Source organism: Paraburkholderia sp. RL18-101-BIB-B (genome assembly GCF_046026985.1).
In the GTDB taxonomy this organism is placed as follows: domain Bacteria; phylum Pseudomonadota; class Gammaproteobacteria; order Burkholderiales; family Burkholderiaceae; genus Paraburkholderia.
Genome location: NZ_JARESV010000051.1, coordinates 24,412 through 49,998, shown reverse-complemented (window position 1 = coordinate 49,998; position 25,587 = coordinate 24,412). Strand labels below are relative to the sequence as shown.

Below are 25,587 nucleotides of genomic sequence, written 5' to 3'. Positions count from 1 at the left end.
GCGACGCTGCCGCGCGTTGGCGAGCTGCGTCCAGTTCATCCACGGGCTCAGCTGTCGGGGGAACTGTTGAACACGAGCGCATCTCTGTTAGCGTTCAATGCGAATGCCCGTGGCCTCCGCCACCGCCCCGGTAATGGCCGCCACCCATACCACGCCCGGGGTATCCGTGGCCACCCCAGCCGCCATGACCGCCCCGACCGCCTCGATATCCGTGACCCCAATAGCCGTGGTGGCCCCAGTAGCCGTGTCGGCCCCAGTAGCCGTGCCGGCCACCGCCGTAACAGCAGCCGCCCCAATAGCCGAAGCTCAGCGACACCGACGGCCCCCACCACGCGGGCCGTCCGTAGTACGGATACGCGACGGGGTAATACGCAGGGGCGACGAAGACGGGCACGGCTGGTGCGATATAAGTGGTCGCCGACGCAGTCGCATCTGACGCGGCTGTACCGGCTGCGGCATCGGGCATCGAGAAAGGATATTGCTGCGGCGCGGCCGCCGCCACTTCGCCGTATGGAACGTAGCCGTAGGGCGCGTAGTAGTAGCAACCGGACAAAGCTGCGGACAGGACCACCACCGCAACGAGGCCGCCCGCGCGCGACGTTGCATCCGGCGTTTTCATAACGTGCTCCAAGGTCCGATGCGACGCTACAGGCGGCGCGTCTTTAATACAATTACCTTACAGCAAGCACGATGCCCGGACGTCCCGGAATTGAAGGACAGTACGCGTCAGATTTCGGCCGGGTGGAACGGTGGCGAAAAGGTCAACCATTCATCGGTCGTCGTTGGGGGCGGCACACACTGAGGGAATCGGTGCTTGTTCCTCGGTTCGTCAACGGATGGCTCTGACCCTGGCCCTGGCTCGTAGGTAATTTCGATGGGTTGCCGCTGATTCTGCTGGAAGGTACCGTGATGTTTGCCGCGCTGTCCGGCGATGGTGAGTACCCCCTCCACTATCATGCGATGTGATGCGACCGCGTTGCGGCTTCGCGCGGTACCCAGGTGACTGCTGGTCCGACCCACCGAATGACGACTGAAACCGCTGGAGCCGACGGTCCGGTCGTCTTTGTCGTCGATGACGACAAGGGAATCAGGCATGCCCTCGACACGCTTATGCGCTCAGTAGGCTTGCGCGTCGAAACGTTCGAGTCCCCGGACGAATTTCTCCGGTTTCCTCGCTCCACCGGGCCAGGCTGCCTCATCCTCGACGTGCGGCTCCGCGGGAAAAGCGGCATGGCGTTTCACCAGGAAATCGTCAATAGCGGCATGCGCATTCCCGTCGTCTTCGTGACCGGTCATGGAGACATCGAGATGGAAGTGAAGGCGATGAAGGCCGGCGCGCTGGACTTCCTCGCCAACCCGTTCAACGACCAGGACATGCTCGACGCAGTGGCTCAGGCGCTGGCACAAGACAGTGAGCGGCTCGCGGCAGAGGCCGCGTTAGCCGGCCTGCGCGCCTCGTACCAATCCCTGTCAACGCGCGAGAAAGAGGTGATGGCCTCTGTGCTTTCCGGCCTGCTGAACAAGCAGATTGCCACCGAGATGAACCTCAGCGAAATCACGGTCAAGGTTCACCGTGGACAGGTAATGTGCAAGATGAATGCGCGCTCGATGCCAGACCTTGTCCGCAAGGCCGAATCGCGTGGTATCCAGCCCCGTCTGTTCCACCGCGGTCATCATTGAGCGCCGTCGTGCGTTAGCACTTCTGCAAAGCGTCGATGACTCGCTAGGGATTTCCGACAGCGACCGAGAGCCAGTGAATCATTGCAGTGGCCTGGTAAGGCTTCTGCAACAACACAAGTGCGCCGTTACTCGCCGCTTTTGCCTGCAATGCCGGCGTCGGATATGCACTGATAAAGATGGTGGCCGGGGCATGTCCCTGGGCACAAAGGCGCTCATGCATCTCGATACCCGACATCCCGGGCATGCGGATGTCGGAAATCAGGCAGGAGGTATGGGCGGCCTGCCCGGATGCAAGAAATTCTTCTGCCGACTCATACATCTGCACCTGCCAGCCAAGCGACCGGATAAGGCCGCCTAACGCGACACGGACAGCTGAATCGTCGTCGACAATCGAAACGACTGGCGTAATTTGCAAAACGAGGCCCTCGACTATTCTCTCTCGGCATAACGTGTGGTCGGTGCCGCCCGTCTCTCCTGATTAGCAGATTACTTCGCAACGGCGTTCAGTGAAATCGTACGAATTTTTATGTGAACCGAACCATGTGCACGCCGGTCGCCGTGTGTCACTTTCACACCTCCTCCTCTATGGATGGCGGAAGGCTGAACGAGAACGTCGCACCACCGTCAGGGTTATTGGAGGCCCAGATTTGCCCACGGTGGGCTTCAACAATAGAACTGGAAACAGCCAGCCCCATTCCCATGCCGGAACTGCGTGTCGTAAAGAACGGTTCAAAGAGTTGCGGAAGATTGGCCTCCGGGATGCCAGCCCCCGAATCCCTTACCGCCACGACAACATTGCCTTCAGGGTCAAGGCGAGACTGGACGATGAGTTCGCGCCTGCCGTCGACGCTCGCCATCGCCTGCAGACCGTTGATGATTAAATTGACGAGCACCTGCTGGAGCTGCACACGGTCGCCCCGTATCAGCGGTAGCTCCCTGGCAAGACGACGTGTCAGCGAGTCACTCTGCCGCTCAATATCCCGCCTGATAAGGATAATCGCCTCTTCGACCACGTCATTGATTGCAATCGCTGCACGGTCCGGCGGCGCCCCCTTCATGAGCGCCCTCACACGTTGCACGATTTCTGCAGCTCGATTCCCCTGGTCTGTCATGTGGCTCACGCAACCCTCTATTTCTTCCATGTTCGGAGGCTGGCGATGCAACCAGCGCAGACATGCTTCACCGCTTGTTACGATGGCGGCCAGGGGCTGTCCCACTTCGTGGGCAATTGATGCACTCAGCTCACCCAGCGCCGTTACCCGGCTTACGCGTTCCAGTTCGCTTTGCGCATGCCGCAACCGCTCCTCTGTCTGCTTCGCCGCCGTCACGTCCATCACAGCCCCGATGAACGCTCTATTGTCCGGCTGACCGCTCGCTGACCTCCCAACGACGTGGAGGTGCTTGATGCGTCCATCAGGAAAAAGCAGACGATGCTCGACGGTAAAGTCGACGGTGAAACCGCGTGCCTTTGTAATCTTCTCCTCGAACAGGGGCATATCGTCGGGATGCACCCGCTGCCTGATAAGTTCAACGCTGGGCGCGACCGCCAGGTCGTATTCGAAGATAGAAAAAGTCTCGTCGGACCAGAGGAGTTCGCCGCTCGAGACATTCCAGCCAAAACTGCCGGTCCTGCTTAGTTTCTGCGCTTCGGCGAAGTACTGCGCCTGACTCTTCCGGAGCAGTTCTTCGGCATGCTTGCGCTGCGTGATGTCGTTGTTGGTCTCAAGCGTGGCCAACGGATTTCCCGCGCCGTCGCGCTGCAGCGCCCAGCGGCTCGTCACGATTATCTTGGTGCCGTCCCGCCTAGTGTGGACTAACTCGCCCTCCCACTGGCCGTCGCGAAGAAAAATCTGCTGGAGCTCGTCTCGAGGCAGCGGGAACGCCGAACACAGAAATTCGTCAATGAACTTGCCAATCGCCTCTTCTTTCTTCCATCCATAGAGTGTCTCGGCTGCCTGGTTCCAGTACGTAATCACGTTATTTTTATCGCGCACGATGATGATGTCGTGTGTCAGTTCCAGCAGTTGTGCCTGCGCGCGCTGCGTCTTTTCCACGCGGCCAATCCGCCTGACGAGGGTGGTGATTGCGATTGACGTGACGAGAAAGGCAACAAGGGAGAATAAATCCCCGGGTTTGCTGATGTGGAAGCTATTGATGGGTTCCATGAAAAAATAGCCGAGCAACGCGGCGCCGGCAACCGAGAAAATAAGCGATGAGATGAAGCTGTCCAGCAGGGACAGGAGAACAACGATAACCAGCAGAAAGAAGCCGGCGGTGCCCAGTTCCTGCTCCAGAAGGCCGCAGGTCACAGTAACGGCTCCGAGCGCGACACAGCCTCCCATCCACAGCGTCGCCAGGTATCGCAAGCTTCTGCTTTCATGTGAAGAAACTGTCGTGCGCACGGAAAGTCTCCCTTTAGCGCCGCTGCACCCACCGCGTGCATCGGTCTCGCGACAATAGTCGACGCTTCTGACTTCGCCGTCTATCCGGCTCGCATCCTATCCGGTTAGCAAATCCTTTTCGTCGAACGCATCGCTACGAACATCCCGCATGACGATGCGCTTACTCATTTTCTCTTGCGCAGAGAGATGCATCAATTTAATGGCTGGGTCGGCTGAATGCTCAGCTGCGCTCCGACACACCCACGAATCGCCAAGCCTAGCTCGCCGCCTACAAGTCAGGAGCCGAAGTAAGGTCTGCACGACTCAGTCAGAGCGTAGGAGCGTCGCCGCTCGACCCAACAGTGCCTTTGACTTCGTAGAGCTTGTTTTTCTTCGCTCGGGCCTTCTTGCCGCTCCGAGCCAAGGCTATGGAAGCAGTGACCATGGCGACGCCTAGCCACAACATAGGTGATAACTTTTGTTCCGCATGGAACCCGAGAAATATGGTCGAGAGAACGGGCGTCGCATAGCTCAACGCAGTCGTTGTGCCCGTATTTCCCTTCTTCATTCCGAAGTCCCAAAGGTAAAACGCAAGGCCCATGGGGCCTACGCCCATGTAGACCAGAACTAGCCAGTCCTGTGCCATCAAGCTCGGCGTTTCCCTCGTCGCAAAATGTAATGCGAGACACGCCAATCCCGCGGGTAGTGAAAATGCACCAACCGAGAGGCTGGAGACGGAGCTGTAACGCTTGCCGAGTATTGAGTATCCGGCCCAAGCGAACGCTGATACCAAAGCGAGGAAGTATGCGGCGGCTTGTCTGAGGACGTGTTGGCCGACAAGGCTTGTTGGGTCGCTTGCCAAGAGCGGCTGCTGGACCGACCAACACGCGGCAGCTGCCCCCCCGAAGCCGAGAAGAGCACTGAGGAACAGAGTTCGGCGCTCTCCTTCTCCGGATGATGGACGGCCAGCCATACACACGATAATAATCGGCCACAAATAATGAACGAGGCTCACGCCGATGGGGTCGCCGAGTTTTAGCGCGAAGAAGTAAATGACGTGGTAGGCGAACATCAACCCGCTTCCGAGCAGCAGAAGGCCCAGGGGTAGCTTCCAATGCCGCACCCATGGCAGACCGATAACGCCGCCTATCGTCAAAGCAATACCATTGACGAACAAGATGGGTATGCCGTGCAGGAGGTCAACGCTAGTCGCAAGCGTGCTCCACATCAGAATCGTCATCGCAATACCAAAAAGGGCCATCTTGTCTCTCCCAAAATGACCAATCTGCAGCACCTACCTGCCGCTGTCTTCCTGCCTGAAACAGTAATTCAACGATGGCGTTTCGTAGCTTTTAGAGAGACGAGATAAACAGGCCGTAAGCGAGTGTCTTTGTTTTCAAATGAGCTTCCCGCGCGGTGGCATGTCGTCGCCTCCGCGAGCAACAAAGCGACCGGGACGTCCAGCAGAACCTGCTGCGGAACCTGATGAAGACAGTAAAAGCTGCTGTTCGACTGCTGGATTAAAGTTCTGATTGCCGTCCGTGCTCAATACACTGTGGTCTTCATCTGGACATCTGATAGGAGCTACCGTGGAACTCACCGACTTCGACACACTGACCTTTGACTGCTACGGAACCTTGATTGACTGGGAGACTGGCATCTTCGCGGGACTGCGGCCCTTGCTCGAGCGCGCCAAGGTGCCGCTCACGCGAGACCAGGTATTGGAAGCGCATGCCCGTCACGAGTCTTCGCAGCAGAAGTACACGCCGGCGAAACGCTACCAGGAATTGCTGCCCATCGTCTACAAACGACTGGCCGAGGAATGGGGCCTGTCGTTCACACACGAGGAATGCGTGACGTACGGTCAGTCCGTCAGGAATTGGCCCGTATTTGAGGATACTGCGGCTGCGCTGCAGTACCTGAAAAAGCACTACAAGCTTGTCATCCTATCGAATATCGACAACGAGAGCTTCACTTACAGCAACGCCAAGCTGAAGGTCGAGTTTGACGCAATCATCACGGCGGAAGACGTTGGCTCTTATAAGCCATCACCGCGAAACTTCGAATACATGCTGGAAAAGCTCGGCGACCGTGGGATAAAAAAGGAGAAAATCCTTCATACGGCCGAAAGCCTTTTCCATGACCACAAACCCGCGAATGAGTTCGGGCTCGCATCCTGCTGGATTTACCGCCGTCATTCGCAAACGGGCTTCGGTGCGACGATGAACCCTGGCTCGCAGCCGAAAATTGACTTCCGGTTCAACAGCATGGCGGATTTCGCCAAGGCACACGAGGAAGCATTTTCGAAGAAGTAAGACAATAATGTCTTGTCGGCATCGAAGACACGCGTGCTGTTCTCGTATTCAGGATGCTGACAAGACCATTGCCGCGTGATGGGGTTTTTGAAGATACTGAAACACAGGAGGCGCTGTGGCTTTGACAGATTTCAAGGCACTCACATTCGACTGCTACGGGACTCTGATTGACTGGGAGTCAGGCATCGCATCAGGTTTGTCGGAACTCGCATCGAGGGTGGCAGAACCTCTAACGCGTGACGAAATCCTTGAAGCGCACGCGCGCCATGAGTCGTATCAGCAGAAAATCACGCCTGCGATGCCCTACGACCAACTTCTCCGGGTTGTGTTCAAGCGTCTAGCGGAGGACTGGAGCGTACGTTACAGTTGGGATGAAGCGGTTGCATATGGTGCCTCGGTCGGCGATTGGCCCGCTTTCCCAGACTCAGCTAGCACGCTTCAATATCTGAAAAAATATTTCAAGCTGGTGGTCCTGTCTAACGTGGATAACCGAAGCTTCAAAGCGAGCAACGCGAAGCTGGGGGTTGATTTCGATGCAATCGTGACGGCCGAGGATGTCGGGTCATACAAGCCATCGCGAAATAACTTCGAGTATCTTTTCTCGACGTTGTCAGCGATGGGAATCAAGAAGGACGATACACTCCATATCGCAGATAGCATCTACCACGACCATGAGCCTGCGAGTGAGCTGCAGCTTCGCTCATGCTGGATTCACCGGCGCTACGAGCAGCGTGGATTCGGCGCAACGCTGAAGACATCTGTCGAACCAGCCGTCGACTATAAATTCACGAGCATGGCGCAGTTGGTCAAGGCGCATCATGAGGACCTGGCTAACGGATAGCATAGTCGCCTTCGACTGACACAGTAGCCAATTCGAGCACGCACGATATGCGACAGAAGCTTGACCGGACCGATATCAAAATCCTTGCCGAACTGCAGAGGAACGGCAATATGACGAACGCCAACCTTGCAAGCGCCGTCGGGTTGTCCGCGAGCCCTTGTCTGCAACGTGTGAAGCGTCTCGAATCAGCGGGAATCATCTCTGGCTACGGGGCGCATTTGAACCTGGCCAAGCTGACCAGCACGGTGACCGTGTTCACCGAAATCATGCTGCATGACCACCGGCGCGAAGACTTCACGCGCTTCGAAGCAAACCTGCGGGACTTTGATGAGATTACGGAGTGTCACCTGGTCAGTGGTGGATACGACTACTTGCTGAAGTCCATCGTCAAGAACATCGGGCACTACCAGGAAGTCATCGAAAAGCTGGTAGACCGCAATATCGGAATCGAGAAGTATTTCAGCTATATCGTGATTCGGTCAACGTTCGTCAAGCAAACAGTGCCGCTCGACAAGTTGATGTCTGAAGACGACTAACGGAGCATGTGCGGGATGACGAGGGTTCAGTACGTCTGCAACTCTAGCAGCAGGACAATCCACGGAAAACTGAACGAGAACGTGGCTTGGTTCGACTTCCATCAAGTTGCCCATCTGTTTGGCATCAAGCCCGAGAAGGCGGCCCAGTTGCTCTGGCAAGTCGGCGCGACCGGCGAAATCAACGCAGACATCGATGTCAAACAGTACGACCGGAGCAAGTACCTGTTGAGCCACAGGGCGGTCGTCGCCGTTGGATACCACATTAACTACGGCCGGGCCGCCGCGTTCCAGAAATGGTGCGCGTCCGAGCTGACGGCTCTGCTTCACTGAATCGCACTTGTACGCGTCGGCGTTCGCCAGGCGTTCTGAGCGGCGAAGAAAAAGGCCACCGTCCGTGCTGGATGATGGCCTCGCGGCAGGCCGGCTACCTTAGTCGAGACCGCCTTGGCAGATATACTTGATTGACAGGTAGTCGTCGAGGCCATACTTCGAGCCCTCGCGGCCGTAACCGGACTCTTTGACACCGCCGAACGGCGCCGCTTCGCTTGCCACCGCCCCTTCGTTCATCCCAACGACTCCCGCTTCGAGAGCGCGGGAGACGCGGTCAGCACACCGCATGTCTTGCGTGTAGAAGTACGCAGCGAGACCAAAAGGCGTGTCATTAGCCAGGCGAATTGCCTCTTCCTCGGATTCGAAGCAATACAACGGGGCTACAGGCCCGAAAGTCTCTTCGCAGGTGACGAGCATCTCGTTGTTCGCATGCGCCAATACCGTCGGAGCATAGTAGTTCGGCCCCATCTCCATCAGACGCTTGCCACCCGTCAACACTTTTGCACCCTTCGAAACAGCGTCGCTCACGTGGCGGTCAATCTTGTCGATTGCCCTCACGTTAATCATCGGCCCGATTTGCGACTGCGGGTCGGTCGCTGGCCCGACCTTGAGTGCGCCCACTCGTGCGGCGAGGAGCTCAGCGAACTTGTCGAATACGCCCGCCTGCACGTAAATCCGGTTCGGACAAACGCACGTTTGTCCGCCATTACGGAACTTTGCAGCCATCAGGCCGACCACAGCGGCATCGAGGTCCGCGTCGTCGAAGACGATGAAGGGAGCGTTTCCGCCCAGTTCCAGCGAAAGCTTCTTCAGCGTGCCGGCCGACTCGCGAGCGAGATACTTCCCAACCGCCGTGGAGCCCGTGAACGTAATCTTGCGGACGCGTTCATCGGCAAGCCAGTCTCCTACCGCTTCGATGCCCTGGTCGCGTGACGCGCTGAGCATGTTGAGAACGCCGGCGGGAACACCCGCTTCTTGAGCAAGCGCTGCAAGCGCGAGGGCCGTCAGCGGCGTGTCTTCTGCGGGCTTGCCGACGACCGTGCAGCCTGCTGCCAGAGCAGGAGCAATCTTGCGTGCAATCATCGCGAGCGGGAAGTTCCACGGCGTGATGGCCGCGACAACCCCGACAGGCTCTTTGATGGTGCGCATCTGCTTGCCGCGCTGTTGTTGCGGGATGAGGTCGCCGTAGACGCGAGTTGCCTCATCTGCGAACCAGGCGACGTAGGATGCGCCATAGGCCACTTCACCGCGGCTCTCAGCCATCGGCTTTCCCTGTTCCATGGACATGATTGTCGCAAGGTCCTCGGTGTTAGCGACAATGAGAGCGTGCCAGCAGCGGATAATCTCGGCACGTTCGCGGGGCAGACGTTCACGCCAGTCCTTGGCCGCTTTTGCTGCCGCGTCCGTCGCCGCGCGTGCGTCGGCCTTTCCGCTGTTTGCAACTTCGGTGATGAGTTCACCGGTAGCGGGATTCGTAACCGGGTAGCGGGCGTTATTGGCCGCATCCGTCCATTCGCCACCAATCAGGTTCTGCCGACGCAGAAGTTCTTCACGTTTCAGTCTCAGTTCCATACTCGATACCCTCAAAGAATACGTTGCTTATCACCCGTGCAACTTACTGAAACGGGCGTTAGCTCTTAATCGCACGGCGCACGTCGGCGCTTTCCAGAACGTCATCGAGCGTTTTGCGAACCCGCTCCACCATCATGTCGACTTCGCCCGCCGTGTAGCAGAGGGCCGGCGCGAAGCCGAGAATATTGTCCCCGAACGCCCTGAAGATAATCTTGTTGCGAGCAGCGGCGTCGAAAATCCGGTCGGCGAGGTGCAGCGCGGGGTCGAAGCGTGCTCGGGTCGCCTTGTCCGCAACCAGTTCCACTGCGCCCAGAAGGCCAGCGTGTCGTGAGTCACCAACAAGTGGGTGGTCGAGAAGACTGTCCAGGCCATTCGCGAAACGCGGCGCCTGCGCTTGCCCATTCGCCAGAAGGCCGCCTTCGGTGTAAAGGCGCAGCACTTCGAGTCCAATGGCCGCACTCACGGGGTGCGCGGAGTAGGTTTGGCCGTGACCGATTGCTTCGCCGGGCTTGCTGCCGTCGGCGATGCCTTGGTACACGGCGTCAGACATCAGGACAGCGCCCATCGGAGCGTAACCAGCCGTCAGGCCCTTCGCGATGGTCATGAGGTCGGGCTCCACTCCTTCGGTCTCGCACGCGAACATCGGACCTGTACGGCCGAAGGCAGTAATGACCTCGTCTGCCACAAACAGGATGTCAAGTCGCTTGCACGTGTCGCGCATCGCCTTGAGCCATCCCTTCGGCGGCACGATGACGCCGCCCGAGCCCTGAACAGGCTCACAAAAAAATGCCGCCACATTGTCAGCGCCGAGTTGAGCGACCTTGTCTTCAAGCGCCTTCACCGAGCCTGCGATGATGGCTTGCGCATCGTCCGGCGTCCCGCTGCGATACGGATATGGCGACGGAATGTGGTGCTGAGTCGGCAGCGGCACATCGAAGTTCCGATGGAAGCTGGCGATTGCAGTCAGGCCCGAACCAATGGAGGACGAGCCATGATAGCCACGCTCCAGAGCGATGAAGTGCTTCTTGCTAGGCCGGCCGATGGCGTTGTAGTAATGGGTGATGAAACGCAATGCGGAGTCCACTGCGTCCGAGCCGCCCAGCGAGAAGTAGACGTGTTGAAGACTCTGCGGCGAAAGCTCTACGAGACGCTGTGCAAGCTCGATTGCCGGCTGAGAGCCGAAATGGAAGTAGCCGGTCGCGTATGGCAGCTTTGCCATTTGCTCCGCCGCAATTTTGACGATGCTTTCGTGACCGTAGCCGGTGTTCACGCACCAGAGTCCCGCGAACGCGTCGAGCAGCTCATTGCCCTCGGCGTCGTACAACCAGGCGCCTTTGCCGCGTTCCAGAACGGTGACGCCACGCTTCTCATGTGCGCGGTAGTTGGCGACCGGATGGATGAGATGCTTGCGGTCTGACTCAATAAGCGTTGCTAGTGACATTTCACAATCCTTGATAGGTTTCTGCCTAACCTCAGAATATCTGGAGGCTACGGCATTTGGTTTCGCCCGTCCGTGCCATGTATGGGTTCCCCAATTCAACTCAGCGCTCCGCGCGGCATTTTCTGCTGTCTGGTCAGGCTGTCGGCACTAGGTCGTCGGAGAACAGCGGCGCGGTCAGTGCGGTCAGCAGCCAAATTTCTTCGGTTATCGCGGTTTCGGGAACGACTTCCGCACACATGAAGGCGAATGCGCCGACCGTCCTTTTGCAGACGACGACAGGAATGTTGATGAGAGTGGCGGTGCCAAGCGACTTGAGCAGTTGATGGTCAGGGAAGTAATGCTCCAGGTCTACGTCGTTGTTGGCCACGAGAACGTCGCCTCGTTCGAGCACCTTCCGAGCCCAGTCAGACCCCGAGAGCTGCTTCCATCCGCCCACGGGATAAGCGCTGGGGACCGTTGAGTAAATCCGTCTTACCGCGCCAAGTTCTTTAGGGGCATCTGGGCGTGGGCGCGACACGAGTGCAGTGGCCTGAAGAAACGGCAGTCGCAGCTTGACGACTTCGAGCCACGCTTGAATTGCAGAGCCTCTCGACGTCGCCTGTCGAATCGCGGTCTGACCTTGGGCAAGCGTCGCCGACCGGCCATTGGTATTGACGTTCGTTGCAGCGTTGCTCGGCCGAGAGAGGAAAACGGCCGAAGCGCCTAATGCGGCGAGACTGGTGAAGTTTCTACGATTCATACAGTTTCTTCCTGCGTGGAAGGTTTGACGGGGCGTAGTGCCGGACTTTTTCTAGCCCTGCCATCGAGCCACTGCGCGAGGTGTATCGCGGAGCGTCCCGTGGTGTTCCGAATCTGTGAACGACAACTGAAACCGTCGCTAACCAGCACTGCGTTCTCATCGAGGGGTTGGATTTTTGGTACAAGTTCAGATTCGGCGACAGACCGAGCGACGTTTGCAGTCTTCGTGTGGTAACCGAATGCGCCAGCCATCCCGCAACATCCTGTCTGCAGAACTGCTCCTGATTGGGCGGCTTTGCCGACAAGGCGCGACTCTGCTTGCACTCCGCCACAGGCTTTTTGGTGGCAGTGCCCGTGTACATAGACGCTCTCGTCGAGCTTCGGAACATCGAAGCCCTCTGCCTCGAGGTATTCGGCCAGCGTCTTGACGGAGGTAGCCAGCGCGGCAGCTTTTTCGTCTTTAGGAAAAAGCGCGCGCAGTTCGTCCCGGAAGACCGAGAGGCAGCTAGGTTCGAGAACAACCACGGGCAACTTCAGGGCGATTACCTCCTTTAGTTCCGCCATGATGTCGACGAGATTGCGCCTGGCGTGGTCCAGCATTCCGGCGTCGTAGTAGGGACGCCCGCAACAAATCTGCTTGCTCATGAGCCGAACCGTCACACCGTACGACTGCAGCACTCGGACAGACGCTTCCAGGACTTCGGGAGAGAACCCATTGTTGAACGTGTCGGTCCACAGCAAGACCGTTCTAAATTCGCCATTCAGCGTGTGAGTGTCCTGCACGAGCTGTCTGCAGGTTTCGCTGTTGCGGAAGGCCAATGATGCGACGGCAGGGAACTTGACGTGCGATGCAAGCCCGAATTTCTCTGCTACTGCTCGGAACGGCCGCATCTTCATCGCGGTGTTGACGACGCCACTGATGCGAGTTGCTATAGGCAGCCATGTGCCGATGTGTCCAATCATCGTGTCCATCAGCGGACGCTTGGCTTTCTGATAGTGCTCGTACAGGAAGTGACTCTTGTATTTAGCCAAGTCGACATGCGTCGGGCAATCGCTGCGACATCCCTTGCACGCGAGACAGTTGTCCAGCGAGTCCTTGACGTCCTTGTTGTCCCAACCGTCAGTGATGACCTCGCCCTTGAGCAACTCGAACAGCAGGCGGCTGCGGCCCCGCGTCGAATACTTCTCTTCGCGCGTTGCACGATAGCTGGGGCACATCGTCCCACCGTCGAGGGAGCGGCACTTCCCCATGCCAATGCACCTTTCGGTGGCGCGCGCAAAAGTATCGGGCGTCTGAAGGTTCCCGAACGAAAAGTGGCTGGGTACGTCGACCCGACGATAGGTGGGGCCAAGCCGCAGGTTCTCGTCGACAGGCATCGCATCGATGAGCTTTCCGGGGTTCATCCGGTTCTTCGGGTCCCAGATGGACTTGAACTCGCGGAACGCATCCATGACTGCCGGCGGGTACATCAGCGAGAGCAACTCGCCTTTGGCCTGTCCGTCGCCATGCTCGCCAGACAGCGAACCCTCGTACTTGACGACGAGCTTCGCTGCTTCTTCCAGGAACTGGCGCCAGGCGTGAATGCCCTGGCTGTTGCGCAGGTCGAAGTTGATACGCGAATGAATGCAGCCGTCGCCAAAGTGGCCGTACATGTTGGTGGTGTAACCGTAACGCTCAACCAACGCTGCGAACTCTCGAAGATACGCGCCCAGCAGCCGCGGTTCGACCGCTGCGTCTTCCCAGCCGACCACCGGGTCCGGCTTCAAAGGGTCATCGCCAATGGACGTCGCGGACGCGCCGGTCTCTCGGACCGACCAGAGCCGCCTCATCAGTGTCGCATCGGACACCACGCGCGCATTCGGGCAACCGGGCAGCGAGAAGGTCATGTCCGCCGCCGCTTGCGCGCGCTGCAGCGCCGATTCGAGATTGTCGGCACCGAATTCGACCATTAGCCATGCATTGCCATCCGGCAACTCAGCGATGTCAGCAAGCGCGACCCCTCGTTCACGCAAGCCACCGACTATGCCTGTATCGAGCCCTTCCATCGCAATGGGTTCGAGCGGCAGCAGTTGCGGAACGCAGTCGGCAGCGTCGAAAATAGTGGGAAATCCGAAAACGGTAAGCACCCGAGCCGTTGGGTTGCGCACCAAGGTCGTCGTCGCGCGCAAGACCGAGACACATGTGCCTTCCGAGCCCACGAGTGCGCGGGCAATGTTGAAGCCATTCTCTGGCAGCAACTGGTCAAGGCTATAGCCCGAGACTCGGCGCTTGAGCTTGGGGAATCCCGCACGAATCTCGACCGCGTGACGGTCGACCAGGTCGCGTAGAGCCTGAACAATCTCTCGGCGACGTCCGCCAGCGGCCAAATGTGCCTGAAATGCAGCCTCGTCCGTTGGGCCGACCCAGAACCTTTCTCCATCGTAGGTCAGGATTTCCATCGACTCGATGTTCTCAGCCGTCTTGCCGGCCATAACCGAATGAGCCCCGCAGGAATTATTGCCAACCATACCGCCGATGGTGCAACGGCTGTGCGTGGCAGGGTCCGGGCCGAACGTCAAACCCTTGAGCGCAGCAGCGCTCTTCAGCTGGTCGCAGATGACGCCCGGTTGAACCACGGCGGTCCGGCTTTCGGCGTCAAGTTGTTCAATCCGGGTCAAGTGACGAGACGTGTCGATAATCACCGCAACGTTCACGGCTTGACCGCACATCGACGTGCCCGCGCCGCGTGTGAGTACGGGTACATCCGCCCCATGGCATGCACGCATCACAGAGATGACGTCTTCGACTGTACGCGGCAAGACGATGCCTATCGGAACCTGTCGGTAGTTCGATGCTTCGGAAGCGTATGCCGCTCGAGACCCGGCATCGAACCTAATCTCGGCGTCCGTCGTCTGAGCGAGTTGGCGCTGCAAAGAGACAAGCTTGTTGAGGTCGCGGCGTGAGGAGGACAAGTTCGAATTCATTTGGTCGCGAAAAACGGAAGGAGCGGCGAGAGGAGCCCTTGGCGCAGACCTTACGTCTGTCGAGACATCCCGCGTCATTCCAAATTAAAGCGCGACACAAAGTGGAAGTCTTCCTATTAGAAGTAGGAACGCGCGGGTCAGTCTTCCCGAAGACGGTAGAGGGTCATGGCGACTTGAACCTGGAAACGGACCTTGGGGTCCTCGAGTGTGACGTTGAGAATTTCTTCGATTCTCTCGAGGCGGTAGCGCATCGTACTGATGTGGATGCCGAGCGAGCGAGCCGCATTGACCAACTGAAAGCCTTCATCGGCGAGCGTGCCCAGCGTTTCAAGCAGGGATTCGCCGCGTGGTCGCGTGACGAGGGGTGTGACGAGCCGCTCAATGAGCATCTCGCGTGCGTTCGCGTCGCCAAGAAGCGCACGTGGGAACAGAATCTCGTCGAACCGATGCAATCTCCCGGGCCGCAACGTGGGTAGCAAGGCATCCACGTCTTTTGAACCTGTCGCCATCCCGTCAATGCCCGTGTGAACGCGGCTGACCGCCAGGGCCGCGCGTTGGTCGCGGATTGCGTCCCATAGTGCTTCGGGTGATGCATCCGCGGGAAGAATAAATTTAATCTGGTTCAACCATATCGCAAGCAATTCGGGCTGCCCGTTCGCACGAAGCTGATGTTTGAGCGCTCCAACCCAGCGCTCGCGGCGGTTGAGACCCTCCGTCGTAAGGGGTATGGGTTCGTCGAGAAGCACGAGACAGATTCGGTACGGGCTTGTCTGACTCCATCCGCATACCTTTGCGCGTTCAAGCGCACTGGGCGTCGCGGTGAATTCGCCGTCAAGTAATCCCGCCACGAGCGCGAACCCCAAGCGGTCTTCCTGTTGCGTGAGTTGTTGCTGGTGCATTAGATGCAGCGCAGCTACGACGCTCGCGTGCTCCATTGCACGCGCGTCGAGCTCATCAGCGTCCGAGCCGTCCAAATCAAGCCAAAGAACCGCAACGAGAGAATCGTGGAGGCGAACAGGGAGTCGCAGTCGATAGACAATACGGTCGGCGATTTGAAACTTGACGCGAGTGGGTCTTTGAGAGTCTTTCGCGTCAATGGGTGAATCCGAAAGAGAGGCAACGAATTGCTCTTCCAGCGATGGTGCGTCCGCTTCGGTCGCGGAAGTGCCGAGGAGCTCGCCGGACAGATTCGTGAATGTGACCTCGCGGCCCACGAGCTTTCGCAGCGTGTTCGCGATGTCACTCAGGCTGAGTGCCGTCATCGCCGCATTAGTTAACGCGCGGTGCAACTGCTCCGAGCGCTCGATAATCTCGGCTTGGAAGTAAATTATCTTCGCGAGTATCTCGTGGGTGATTTGGCTGAACTGGACGTCCCACGGCAGCTCCAGGAGAGGCAAGCCGACGCTGCGAGCCTCGTCGATGGCTTCTGGGGGGAAGTGGTCGCGAAAATGCGGGACCGCCAGTACGACGCCTGCGAGTCCGACTTTACCCAGGTCACGTACCAGCCGTCGCGACGTATCAGCATCGTTCGGCCAGTTGTAGCCGGTCGTCAGCAGCAATTCGCCCGGCTTGACCCAGTTGACGATGTCCGGATGGTCGACCATGTGAACCCAGGTAATCTCGCGCTGGAGATTCTCCTGACCGGCAACGACTTCTGCGTCACGTAAGACGGTTTCACGAATCGCGGTGTCAAGCTTCATGGCGGCGAATAGTGTCACCGCGGTATCAGCATGACACCGCGGCAGCTGTTAGATTTCTTTGGGCTGTCGGTAACCAAGAAGTACCCCGAGCAGGCTGAAGGCCGCTGCGAAAATTACGTAAATCGCGGGCGCCATAGGTGTGCCAGTCGCGCTGATGAGCCACGTCAGAATAAGCGAAGCGAATCCACCGAACGTCATCACAGCCATATTGTAGGCAACCGAGAGGCCGGTCGAGAGCACTTTGCTCGGAAACGTCTCGGACAGCGCGGCAAGGATGGGTCCCGTGTAAATCGCGATGAGTACGCCGAACACCGCTTGGAATACGCACAAGGTAGCGACCGACGGCGCTTTTACAATCATCGCGAACATCGGCCAAGCGAGCACAAGCATCGCTGCTGAAGCCCCGCCGAGAAGCCACTTGCGCCCGACTTTGTCGGAATACCAGCCGGTGAAAGGCGATAAGAAAGTGATGACGCCACCGCCGACCATTGCAGCGATAAACGATGCCGACTGCGGAAGCTTGAGAACCTTCACTGAGAAGGTCGGCATGTAGAAGAGAATCACATAAATGCAGACCGTCCAAAGCACGACCATGGAGAAACTTGCGAAGGCTTGCTTCGGATAGTCGCGAAGCACGTCGGCCAACGGGGTCTTCGACTTGTCAGTTTCATTCAAGAAGACCGGCGTCTCTTCGAGGTTACGACGGATGTAGAAGCCGATGGGTCCGATAAGCAAGCCGGACAGAAACGGGATGCGCCAACCCCAGTTTTCCATGTCAGCCGTGGAGAGCCCAAGCGTAATGCCTGTACCGAAGCAGGCACCCAGCAGCACGGCGAAACCGATGCTCGTTTGAATCCAACTCGAGTAGTACGCTTTCTTGCCCTTGGGCGCGTGTTCCGTGAGGAACGCTGTAGCCGTACCCATCTCACCGCCAGCCGAGAAGCCTTGCAACAGACGTGCGAGAACAATCAGGCAAGGGGCGGCCATCCCAATCTGCGAATAAGTCGGAGTAAGTCCGATGATGGCCGTACCTGCGCACATCAATAGGATGGTCAAGGACAGGGCGGCTTTGCGGCCAGCGCGGTCGGAGTAAATGCCGATGAGGATGCCGCCGAAGGGACGAACGAGAAAGCCGACGCCGAATGTCGCAACCGAGAGCATCAGCGATGTCAGGTCGTTACCGGTCGGAAAAAAAAGCTTCGCGATGGTGATGGCAAAGAAGCCATAGACCATGAAGTCAAACCATTCGAAGCCGTTGCCGAGGACGGTTGCGACAATCGCGCGCCGTCGCGCAGACTTCTCATCCAGGTAGGTTCCTGCCAGATTCACTGTGTTCATCTCCGCTCCCAATGCGTGCTCAAGCTCTTTTCAATGGTCGGCGCGTTCCCGGTCGGGAGCCCTGCCGTATCCCATTGAACTCAGCCAGAAATCGCATAACTACCCACCTTTGGTAGGAACGGAAGCTTCAAGCTTAGTACATCAAGTACTAATCTCGCCAAAAAAGATGAAAGTCTGACTACGAATTCCTACTTTTCGTAGATGTTCCCAGGGTTTGTGGCTACCTACCATGGATTCCATCTCAGGGAGGTGATTTCATGAACAAGGAACTCGACAAGAGCCAGAGCACCGCTGCGCTTCGCGACACGTTTGTCGCGCGCGGAGTTGCAACAGCACATCCAATCATTGCCAGCCGTGCAGCCGGCGCCTACCTCTGGGACGAAAAGGGGCGCAAATACCTCGATTTCGTCGGCGGTATCGGCGTGCTGAACGTCGGGCATAACCACCCGGCCATCGTCGCGGCAGTGCAACTGCAGCTCGAGTCGTTCTCGCACGTGTGCTTTCAGGTCGTCGGCTACGAGCCGTATATCCGCCTGGCCGCGCGTCTATCCGAGCTGGTTGCTCCGGGCCAAGGTTACAAGTCGGTGTTTCTGACCACGGGTGCCGAGGCGGTCGAAAACGCAATCAAGATTGCTCGCGGCTACACGAACCGCCCGGGCGTGATTGCATTCCGCGGCGGGTTCCATGGCCGTACGCTCCTTGGCATGTCGCTCACGGGTATGAGCGCTCCCTACAAGCAGAACTTCGGGCCGTTCGCGCCGGACGTGTATCACGCCCCGTACCCGAATGCGTATCACGGCATCACATCGGACGACGCGCTGAAGGCGCTGCAAACAATCTTCAGCACGCAAATTCAAGCCGACCGGGTGGCAGCAATTATTCTCGAACCGGTCCAGGGCGACGGCGGCTTCCTCGCTGCGCCGGCGGAGTTCATGCAGGCCTTACGCGAACTGACAAGAAAGCACGGAATCGTGTTGATTTGCGACGAGATTCAGACGGGTTTCGGTCGTACTGGCAAGATGTTCGGCTTCCAGCACTCCGGTATCCAGCCCGACCTGGTGACGGTCGCGAAGAGCCTCGCAGGCGGTTTGCCCATCTCTGGCGTGGTCGGTCGGCCCGAGATTGTTGATGCGCCGCAACCAGGCGGGCTGGGTGGTACGTATGGCGGCAATCCGCTCGCTTGCGCTGCGGCCAACGCCGTACTCGACATTTTCGAACAGGAAAACCTCCTTGAGCGCAGCGTGAAAATCGGCGAACAACTTCGTGCCGGTCTGGAGAAACTCCAGGTGACGCATCCAGAGATGGGGGAAATCCGCCAGACTGGCGCGATGGTCGCGGTGGAGTTCGTGTCCGACCAACCAGCCAGAACCCCTGATAGCGCAATTGTGCAGCGTATCCTCGACGCCGCCCGCGAAGAAGGTCTGCTGCTGATTAAGTGCGGCGTTGAACGCAACGTGGTTCGCTTTCTGTCGCCTCTCACCGTGTCTGACCAGGATGTGTCTGACGCGCTTGGGATGTTCGGGCGAGCAGTCGCTGCTGCGAAAGCCGCAACCTGAGCGATGCGTGACAGCCAAAACGACGCCTCGGAACTCGCCATGCATGTTTGCCATTCCGATGCGAGGACAAGTGCGACGCGTCGTTTCGACGTTCTGAGCCCCTATGACGGCACCGTCATAGGTCGCGCGCCGGACATCGACGTTCAAACGCTAGCATCGAGCTTCGACGAGGGTTCACGCGTCGCAGGGAACCAGCAAAACACTCATCCAATTCAGGAACGGCTCCGTAGTTGGGCAGGCAAGATTGGCTCCCAACATGAAGAATTGGCGCGCGTCGTCAGTCTCGAGACGGGGAAGCCCATCCGGTTTGCACGGGTTGAGGTGGCAACTGCTCTGGCGGCGCTGAATGCTTACTGTTCTTGTCCGTCGATTCCGCTCGTGTGCGACTGGACCGCAGCGCGGTCAGCTTTCTCCATTTTGAACTGGCGTGACCCAGTCCTTGCGACAGTTAAAGAGGCAATCGCAGTATTGAGTTCAGGGCGAGCCCTTGTCATCAAGCCGTCCTCGCGGGCTCCATTGGCTTCGCGAACGCTTGCATCGCTTTGGGCCGAGGGCGGCAATCTGGACAAACTCCTGTGCGTTGCGCCTTCAATCAACGCAATCGGTATGCTGCGAACCGCACTCAGGAGTTCGCACGTTACCGAAGTGCGATTCCATGGAAGCCGCGATGTGGGGTCTTATGTTTCGCGTGCATGCCATGAAGCCGTCGTGCCCGTGAAGATTTCTCAGAGCGAGCGGGCTCCGATGGTGATAGATGCGGATGCTGACATTGACGCCGGATGTGATGCGGTTATCGAGCGGGTATTCCTCCCCCCTCTTCTCGCTGGCCCCGAGCGCGTATCGTGCCTGTATGTGCACAACTCGGTCGCCGATGCTCTTGTCCCAATCCTAATCGACAGGGCGGCCCGACTTCATATCGGCGACCCGGTCGATGAACAGACCCAGATTGGACCCGTCATAGACGACGTGGCCGCCGCTTTTGTATCCGAGCAAGTCGACGACGCGCTGCTCGACGGTGCAACGCTCGCGGCCGGTCTGGTTGTCTTGGATGGCCGGCTGATTCAACCCATTGTTCTGGACCATGCGAAGCCGTTCATGCGCGTCTGTGTCGAAGAGGCCGAAGGCCCGATTCTTCCTGTCATCAGGTTCGGTCACCAATCAGAACTTCCTCGCACGATGTGCCTCACAACCAATACGCTGACACCGTCAGTTACAGGCGAGCGCGGCGACTGGTCGAGACCGAGCAGCTACAACAGCAACTAGATTGCAAACCTTTTTGAATCGTCCCAACATGAGCGAGACTACCCCTTTCGAAGCTTTCTCAATGGTCGACATGCGTGCTGGTCGTATTGCCCGAGTCGAACTCAACACCGAAGCGCGTAAGCCCGCGTACAAAATCTGGATTGACTTCGGCGAACTCGGAGAACTGGCGAGCAGCGGTCAATATACGGCACTCTACAAAGCGGAAGAGCTAATGGGTCAAATGGTCGTCTGCGCTGTGAACCTTGGAAGCCGCCGTATCGGTGGATTCAAGTCTGATGTACTGATGCTCGGTGTTGAGCAGGCAGACGGCTCTGTTGTCTATCTAAAGCCCGAGCGCGACATCGCACCTGGGACGAAAGTGTTTTAACGACTATCGGATGCCCGCGTAGGGCGATTAAAGGATGGAGACGGCATGAATACGCCCATAGCGGAAATCGAAGTTGGCGAAGAGATGGTCGCGGGTTTTGCCAAGAAAGGGTTAGGTCAGGTGCAGGCGGCAACGACGCGCGACCGTGGCACGGGTCCTTTTCAGAGGCTCGTGCTGCGCGGTGCAATGGTCATTGATGGCACGGGTGCGCCTCCCTGGGGTCCGGCGGACATCGTTGTCGAAGGTGGACGCATTACTCAGATTGCTGCCGTTGGAGTTCCCGGTCTGCCCATCAACCCAGTACGCCGTCCGGAAGCCGGCGACCATGAGATTGACTGTACGGGCAAATTCGTCACCCCGGGTTTTGTAGATTGCCACGCGCATGTTGGGACACCATTCCATGCGGCGAATGGCGAGATGATGCCTGCCGATTACATCTACAAGCTCTGGCTTGCGCATGGCGTAACGAGCGTACGCGAGGCGGGAACCATGAACGGCCTTGCCTGGACGCAGCAGCAGGCTGTAGCCGCAGATGAAGGGCAAATCGCCGCTCCGACGCTATACCCCTACGTCTATTTCCCGGCAGTCAACGACTATCTGAAGACTATCTATACGCCGCAGCAAGGACGGGAGTGGCTGCGCAAGGCGCACGCGAAAGGCGCGCGCGGCGTGAAGTTTTTTGGCGCACCACCGGCAATCATGGAAGCCGCCCTGGACGAATGCAAGAAGCTCGGTCTACGCTCCTGCTGCCACCACGCACAGCTTTCAGTCGGACGGATGAATGCTTTGCGGACTGCGCGCTGGGGCCTGACGAGCACTGAGCACTCGTACGGCATTCCGGAAGCGTTGTTTGACGGTCGAACGCTCCAGACGGTCGACGACGACTACAACTACAACGACGAATACATGCGCTTTGCAACTGCTGGGCAGACTTTTCTGCAAGCGGCGAAGCCGGGCAGCGCGAAGTGGAACGAAGTCATCGAAGCCTTCCTGGAGGCTGGACATACGTTCGTTCCGACAATGAACGTCTATGACAGCAACCGCGACCTTATGCGTGTACGTCGCGCCGAATGGCACGATGAGTACACGGACAGTACGACGTGGAAATACTTCCAGCCGCAACGCGGCGGACACGGCGCGTATTTTTACCGCTGGTCCGTGAAAAACGAGGTTGAGTGGAAGGAGAGCTTCCGCATTCTCATGACATTCCTCAACGAATACAAGAATCGCGGCGGACGAGTCTGCGCCGGTAGCGACTCAGGTTTCATGTATCAAGTCTACGGCTTCGGCTTTGTTCGGGAACTTGAGCTCTTCCAGGAAGCAGGTTTTTCACCGCTCGAGGTGCTGCGTGCAGCGACGTCTCATGCAGCTGAGCTTCTCGGGATTGAAGACGACGCGGGGACGCTGGAAGTTGGCAAGCGTGCAGACATCCTCGTCCATGACCAGAACCCATTGACTGACTTCAAGCTGCTTTACGGCACTGGCACCGTCCGCTTGAATGAACAGACGAATGGTCCAGAACACAAGCGATGTCTGCAAAAGACAATCAGAGCAGGTATGGTCTTTGACGTGGATGAACTGCTTTCCGATGTCCGCGAGATGGTCGCTGGCAGCTGGCCGGGTTCGTCAGAGAACCGACGCGCGCAATGAGGGACAACATGCAATCCGGACCTCAGTTCGTCATCGTTTCGGGGACGCTGGGCAGCGGCAAGACCTCACTGCTCGAAAGCTTTCTTGCAAGCGAGAACGCGTCCGAGACTGCCGTCATCGTCAATGAAGCAGGCGAAATCAACATTGACGGAGCAATTCTTTCTGAATCGGCCCGTGGCATGTCGATGGCGACGCTTAGCAACGGGTGTGTATGCTGCTCATTGACGAACGACCTCGTCACTACCGTCCAAGACCTTGTCGAGTCTCGTCGGCTCACCGGGCAAGGTCCCCTCTCCCGCATTATTCTCGAGTGCAGTGGCCTTTCGCGCCCCGGTCCCATAGTCTCGTCATTGCAGGAACTAGCGGACCTCCGGCTGAAGCTCCATTTAATTACGACCTACGATTGCAGTCGGCCTGCGTTGCAGACTTCCGAATTTGAAGACGCCGCAGCTCAGTTGGCTGCAGCCAACACGATTGTTCTTACCAAGATGGACCTCGTATCAAACGAGAGACGCGACGAGGCGCTAGGAGTGGTTGCGTCCGCAAATCCAGTAGCAAGAATCGTTGACGAGTTCTCGTCGTCAGTTCGCGCACGGGAGGCGTTTCTATCCTTCAGCGACACCGGCTCTCCCATTGGAAACGGAGAGGTTAGAGAGCAGGTGCGACGGCGTCTGCTCCATCCGAGAATCCGGGTGTTCCGTGCAAAGTTCGAGGAGGATTTGCCTTGGGAATCCGCGTTGGACTGGCTGGAAAACATAGCTGGCGCGCTTGGGGAGCGACTGTTGAGAATAAAAGCAATTGTGCCGGGAGAAGGAAGTAATGACCGGGTTCTCTTGCAAAGCGTGGGCACGACGTTCTCTGCGCCTCGCCGTCTTAATTCGGACGCGGCGGTGCCGCTCGGAGCAATTGTCATCGCCCGGGACTGCGGAATCCAGGATTTAGAGTTGGTTCCGATGGAGCACCGGGTGAGCTGGTTCAACCTTCAATAAAGAAATTTTGTGATGTGCGTCTTGTCTTCGAGGGAGGCTTCCCGCGTTCGCAAGCGCATGCCCTGCGCTTAGCGCTTGCGAAGATAGCCACCGCCCGCAGCAGCCAGTTCTCGCACCGCACTGGCATCAAATCGATGCACATGTGAGCCTTCATGCTGTTGCCTGTCACCAGCCAAGCAGGGCCCGCAGCCGTTGCATAAGCCAATCGGTCTCCACGCGTTCCGTCCACTCTTTGTTTGCAATCGCCCTCCTCATCCGCCGCAGCGTTACGTCGCGCGAATTGTCCGGATAATTAGCTGCATCCTTGAGGGTCTTTGGAACCAGCTGCTGCGCCAAATCCTCACAAAGGTCCCATCTTATGAAGCGTTCTTCGGCAGTCAGCCCGACAACAAACCCGCCGTCAATCCACCTGCCAGTTAGCTTTGGCTGCGTTCCCGACAACAAGGCAGGCGTTGGGTCCCATGGAAAATCGACCGGTACGCACGAGGTCAATCGCTCATCACGATGGCGCCTCTCGGCATCGCGCATCAGCCCGCTGACGCTTACTTCTTCATCCAACTGGTCCCAACGTAACCCCTCGCCGGACGCAGAAATGCGGACATCCCGACGTTGCTCAGGGCTTGCCACCCACAGTTTTGGGAACAATCGCAGCGGAAGTCGCAACGTGCCCCCGTGTTTTAGGAAAACAGTCAGATTTTTCTTATTCACGATTACTTCGATTGCTATCGGTCGAATGCGACATATCATTTAACACCGCTCCCTAGCGGCCTGCGCTCAGCGCAAGGAAGTGAGCGATGACTTGCTTCGCGACGTCAACAAACGTCTCGTGCTTGCCAGCCGCAATTGTTTGCGAGTTGAGCGCAGTGCCTGGCGCAGCTACGATTCGGATTCGAACGAGCTCGCCGACGACAAGGATTTGCAGGCAAGCTTCCGGTATTGGCGCGGAATCCCCAACCGCTTGTCGGCCGACAAAGAGGGTAAATATCCGAGCCTCCCGATATGGGCTCAGCGGCCATTCGTATCCGTGTGCATGCAGCGCCTCAGAGGCGCGGTTCCACAATGCTTTTCTTGGGTCGATTTCCACCGTCGCTGTGTACAGCGGTTCAACATCGCTTGGCTCGCACTGGTGTTCACCCTTATACATCTTAACGATGGTGCGCGACCACTCGGCCGCCCACGCCGCTGCAATCCGCTGCAGCAATTTGAAATCAACGTCGCTGTCGAGCATGTCGAGCGGACGGCGGTTACCCAAGCCACCCCGCTGCGACGAGAGGAAATCAAGTCGGCTCAACGGTTCAGCAGGAACAATGATTCGGCAAATTGCCTGCACGCGCTTTCGGTTGACTGCCGGGTCTGCAAGCAGAGCGGGAATGTATGAGGCTCCGTCGACCGCGACGGTGAACACGCTGCCATCTTCGAGAAGGAGCGCGAGTCGTTTTTCAGTCGCGCCGATGCGCTTTCTAAAGTCACTTAGTGCCAGCAGTTCTCCATTTGCAATCATCTCGCGGCGCGCAGCAAGTGCCTGCTGCCAAATATGCTCGCGCAGGATATCGCCGCCAACGTCCTCGCCGGCCTCGATGTACGCGTCGCGAACAATCTGTTCTATGCGAGCAATCACGTGGTCGGGTAGCCGCTGAAACTTCTGACGGTCAGCCGCAGGCAGACGAAACCCGTTTGGCGCGATTTTGCGGACCAGGGATGACGCGACATTCTGCGGGATGTCATATTCAGCATCGATTCGCCGCATAGCAATGTCCCAGCCGCCAACAGACATATTAAGCTCGCTGAACTGATGACAAGATGGGAATCGCGCGCAAGGGACTCAATAACCGCCACAAAGTTTACGCAGCAAATCAAAACGGGCTTCGACTGTTAGCCCCGGCAATTCTTTTTCTCAAGGCGCTCTTCAAGCCGAACGCCACCGTT

Annotated in this window: 22 protein-coding genes; 10 read left to right on the top strand and 12 right to left on the bottom strand. The window is 58.0% G+C overall.

Annotated elements, in window-relative coordinates; genetic code table 11:
- Positions 1–94 precede the first annotated feature (94 nt).
- Positions 95–619, bottom strand: a complete 525-nt coding sequence (locus P0D73_RS38740) for a hypothetical protein (RefSeq protein ID WP_408319090.1) — start codon at positions 617–619, stop codon at positions 95–97.
- Positions 620–1,023: 404 nt separating this feature from the next.
- Between P0D73_RS38740 and P0D73_RS38735 the strand changes: the two genes are divergently transcribed.
- Entirely contained in the window at positions 1,024–1,680 is a 657-nt protein-coding gene (locus tag P0D73_RS38735) for a response regulator transcription factor (protein WP_408435348.1), read from the top strand.
- 43 nt (positions 1,681–1,723) lie between these two features.
- Here P0D73_RS38735 and P0D73_RS38730 read toward each other — a convergent pair whose 3' ends face one another.
- The 3 genes from P0D73_RS38730 to P0D73_RS38720 form a co-directional block, all read right to left on the bottom strand.
- Positions 1,724–2,095 (bottom strand): response regulator transcription factor, encoded by a 372-nt coding sequence (locus P0D73_RS38730; RefSeq protein ID WP_408181790.1) that lies wholly within the window; start codon positions 2,093–2,095, stop codon positions 1,724–1,726.
- A gap of 154 nt (positions 2,096–2,249) precedes the next feature.
- Positions 2,250–4,082 (bottom strand): ATP-binding protein, encoded by a 1,833-nt coding sequence (locus tag P0D73_RS38725; protein ID WP_408181789.1) that lies wholly within the window; start codon positions 4,080–4,082, stop codon positions 2,250–2,252.
- 307 nt (positions 4,083–4,389) lie between these two features.
- A complete protein-coding gene (locus P0D73_RS38720; RefSeq protein WP_408435345.1) occupies positions 4,390–5,322 on the bottom strand; it encodes a DMT family transporter in 933 nt (310 codons plus the stop codon).
- A gap of 328 nt (positions 5,323–5,650) precedes the next feature.
- Between P0D73_RS38720 and P0D73_RS38715 the strand changes: the two genes are divergently transcribed.
- The 4 genes from P0D73_RS38715 (at position 5,651) to P0D73_RS38700 (ending at position 8,083) form a co-directional block, all read left to right on the top strand.
- Positions 5,651–6,376: a haloacid dehalogenase type II gene (locus P0D73_RS38715; RefSeq protein WP_408291900.1), complete on the top strand. Its 726-nt coding sequence runs from the start codon at positions 5,651–5,653 to the stop codon at positions 6,374–6,376.
- A 115-nt stretch (positions 6,377–6,491) separates the two neighbouring features.
- A complete protein-coding gene (locus P0D73_RS38710) occupies positions 6,492–7,217 on the top strand; it encodes a haloacid dehalogenase type II (RefSeq protein ID WP_408181783.1) in 726 nt (241 codons plus the stop codon).
- Between the two features lie 47 nt (positions 7,218–7,264).
- Positions 7,265–7,753, top strand: coding sequence for an Lrp/AsnC family transcriptional regulator (locus tag P0D73_RS38705; RefSeq protein ID WP_408181781.1), 489 nt, complete (start codon positions 7,265–7,267; stop codon positions 7,751–7,753).
- 81 nt (positions 7,754–7,834) lie between these two features.
- Entirely contained in the window at positions 7,835–8,083 is a 249-nt protein-coding gene (locus P0D73_RS38700; protein WP_408181779.1) for a hypothetical protein, read from the top strand.
- Positions 8,084–8,182: 99 nt separating this feature from the next.
- On the opposite strand, the gene P0D73_RS38695 is transcribed toward P0D73_RS38700, so the two are convergent.
- From P0D73_RS38695 to P0D73_RS38670, 6 genes are all read right to left on the bottom strand, one after another.
- Positions 8,183–9,655, bottom strand: coding sequence for an NAD-dependent succinate-semialdehyde dehydrogenase (locus P0D73_RS38695; protein ID WP_408181778.1), 1,473 nt, complete (start codon positions 9,653–9,655; stop codon positions 8,183–8,185).
- Between the two features lie 58 nt (positions 9,656–9,713).
- Positions 9,714–11,096 (bottom strand): aspartate aminotransferase family protein, encoded by a 1,383-nt coding sequence (locus tag P0D73_RS38690; RefSeq protein WP_408181776.1) that lies wholly within the window; start codon positions 11,094–11,096, stop codon positions 9,714–9,716.
- Between the two features lie 133 nt (positions 11,097–11,229).
- Positions 11,230–11,835, bottom strand: a complete 606-nt coding sequence (locus P0D73_RS38685) for a hypothetical protein (protein ID WP_408435343.1) — start codon at positions 11,833–11,835, stop codon at positions 11,230–11,232.
- The gene (locus P0D73_RS38680; RefSeq protein WP_408435341.1) at positions 11,832–14,798 is read right to left on the bottom strand and encodes an FAD-binding and (Fe-S)-binding domain-containing protein; all 2,967 of its coding nucleotides are present in this window, start codon (positions 14,796–14,798) and stop codon (positions 11,832–11,834) included. The genes P0D73_RS38685 and P0D73_RS38680 overlap by 4 nt, the downstream gene beginning before the upstream one ends.
- Positions 14,799–14,935: 137 nt before the next feature.
- On the bottom strand, positions 14,936–16,498 hold the full coding sequence (locus tag P0D73_RS38675; RefSeq protein WP_408435339.1) for a PucR family transcriptional regulator: 1,563 nt from the start codon (positions 16,496–16,498) through the stop codon (positions 14,936–14,938).
- A 48-nt stretch (positions 16,499–16,546) separates the two neighbouring features.
- Positions 16,547–17,836 carry an MFS transporter gene (locus P0D73_RS38670; protein WP_408435337.1) on the bottom strand — a complete coding sequence of 430 codons (1,290 nt, stop codon included), beginning with the start codon at positions 17,834–17,836 and terminating at the stop codon, positions 16,547–16,549.
- 257 nt (positions 17,837–18,093) lie between these two features.
- On the opposite strand from P0D73_RS38670, the gene gabT reads away from it, so the two are divergent.
- The 5 genes from gabT to P0D73_RS38645 are packed head-to-tail and all read left to right on the top strand — an operon-like array spanning position 18,094 to position 23,661.
- Positions 18,094–19,392, top strand: a complete 1,299-nt coding sequence (gabT, locus tag P0D73_RS38665; protein ID WP_408435335.1) for a 4-aminobutyrate--2-oxoglutarate transaminase — start codon at positions 18,094–18,096, stop codon at positions 19,390–19,392.
- Between the two features lie 3 nt (positions 19,393–19,395).
- Positions 19,396–20,655 carry an aldehyde dehydrogenase family protein gene (locus P0D73_RS38660; RefSeq protein WP_408435333.1) on the top strand — a complete coding sequence of 420 codons (1,260 nt, stop codon included), beginning with the start codon at positions 19,396–19,398 and terminating at the stop codon, positions 20,653–20,655.
- A gap of 28 nt (positions 20,656–20,683) precedes the next feature.
- Entirely contained in the window at positions 20,684–21,022 is a 339-nt protein-coding gene (locus P0D73_RS38655) for a tRNA-binding protein (protein ID WP_408181765.1), read from the top strand.
- 45 nt (positions 21,023–21,067) lie between these two features.
- A complete protein-coding gene (locus P0D73_RS38650) occupies positions 21,068–22,672 on the top strand; it encodes an amidohydrolase family protein (RefSeq protein WP_408181763.1) in 1,605 nt (534 codons plus the stop codon).
- 8 nt (positions 22,673–22,680) lie between these two features.
- A complete protein-coding gene (locus tag P0D73_RS38645) occupies positions 22,681–23,661 on the top strand; it encodes a CobW family GTP-binding protein (protein WP_408435331.1) in 981 nt (326 codons plus the stop codon).
- Positions 23,662–23,826: 165 nt separating this feature from the next.
- Here P0D73_RS38645 and P0D73_RS38640 read toward each other — a convergent pair whose 3' ends face one another.
- Positions 23,827–24,369, bottom strand: coding sequence for a DUF2442 domain-containing protein (locus P0D73_RS38640; RefSeq protein WP_408435329.1), 543 nt, complete (start codon positions 24,367–24,369; stop codon positions 23,827–23,829).
- A gap of 52 nt (positions 24,370–24,421) precedes the next feature.
- On the bottom strand, positions 24,422–25,435 hold the full coding sequence (locus tag P0D73_RS38635) for a hypothetical protein (RefSeq protein ID WP_408319069.1): 1,014 nt from the start codon (positions 25,433–25,435) through the stop codon (positions 24,422–24,424).
- Positions 25,436–25,587 lie beyond the last annotated feature (152 nt).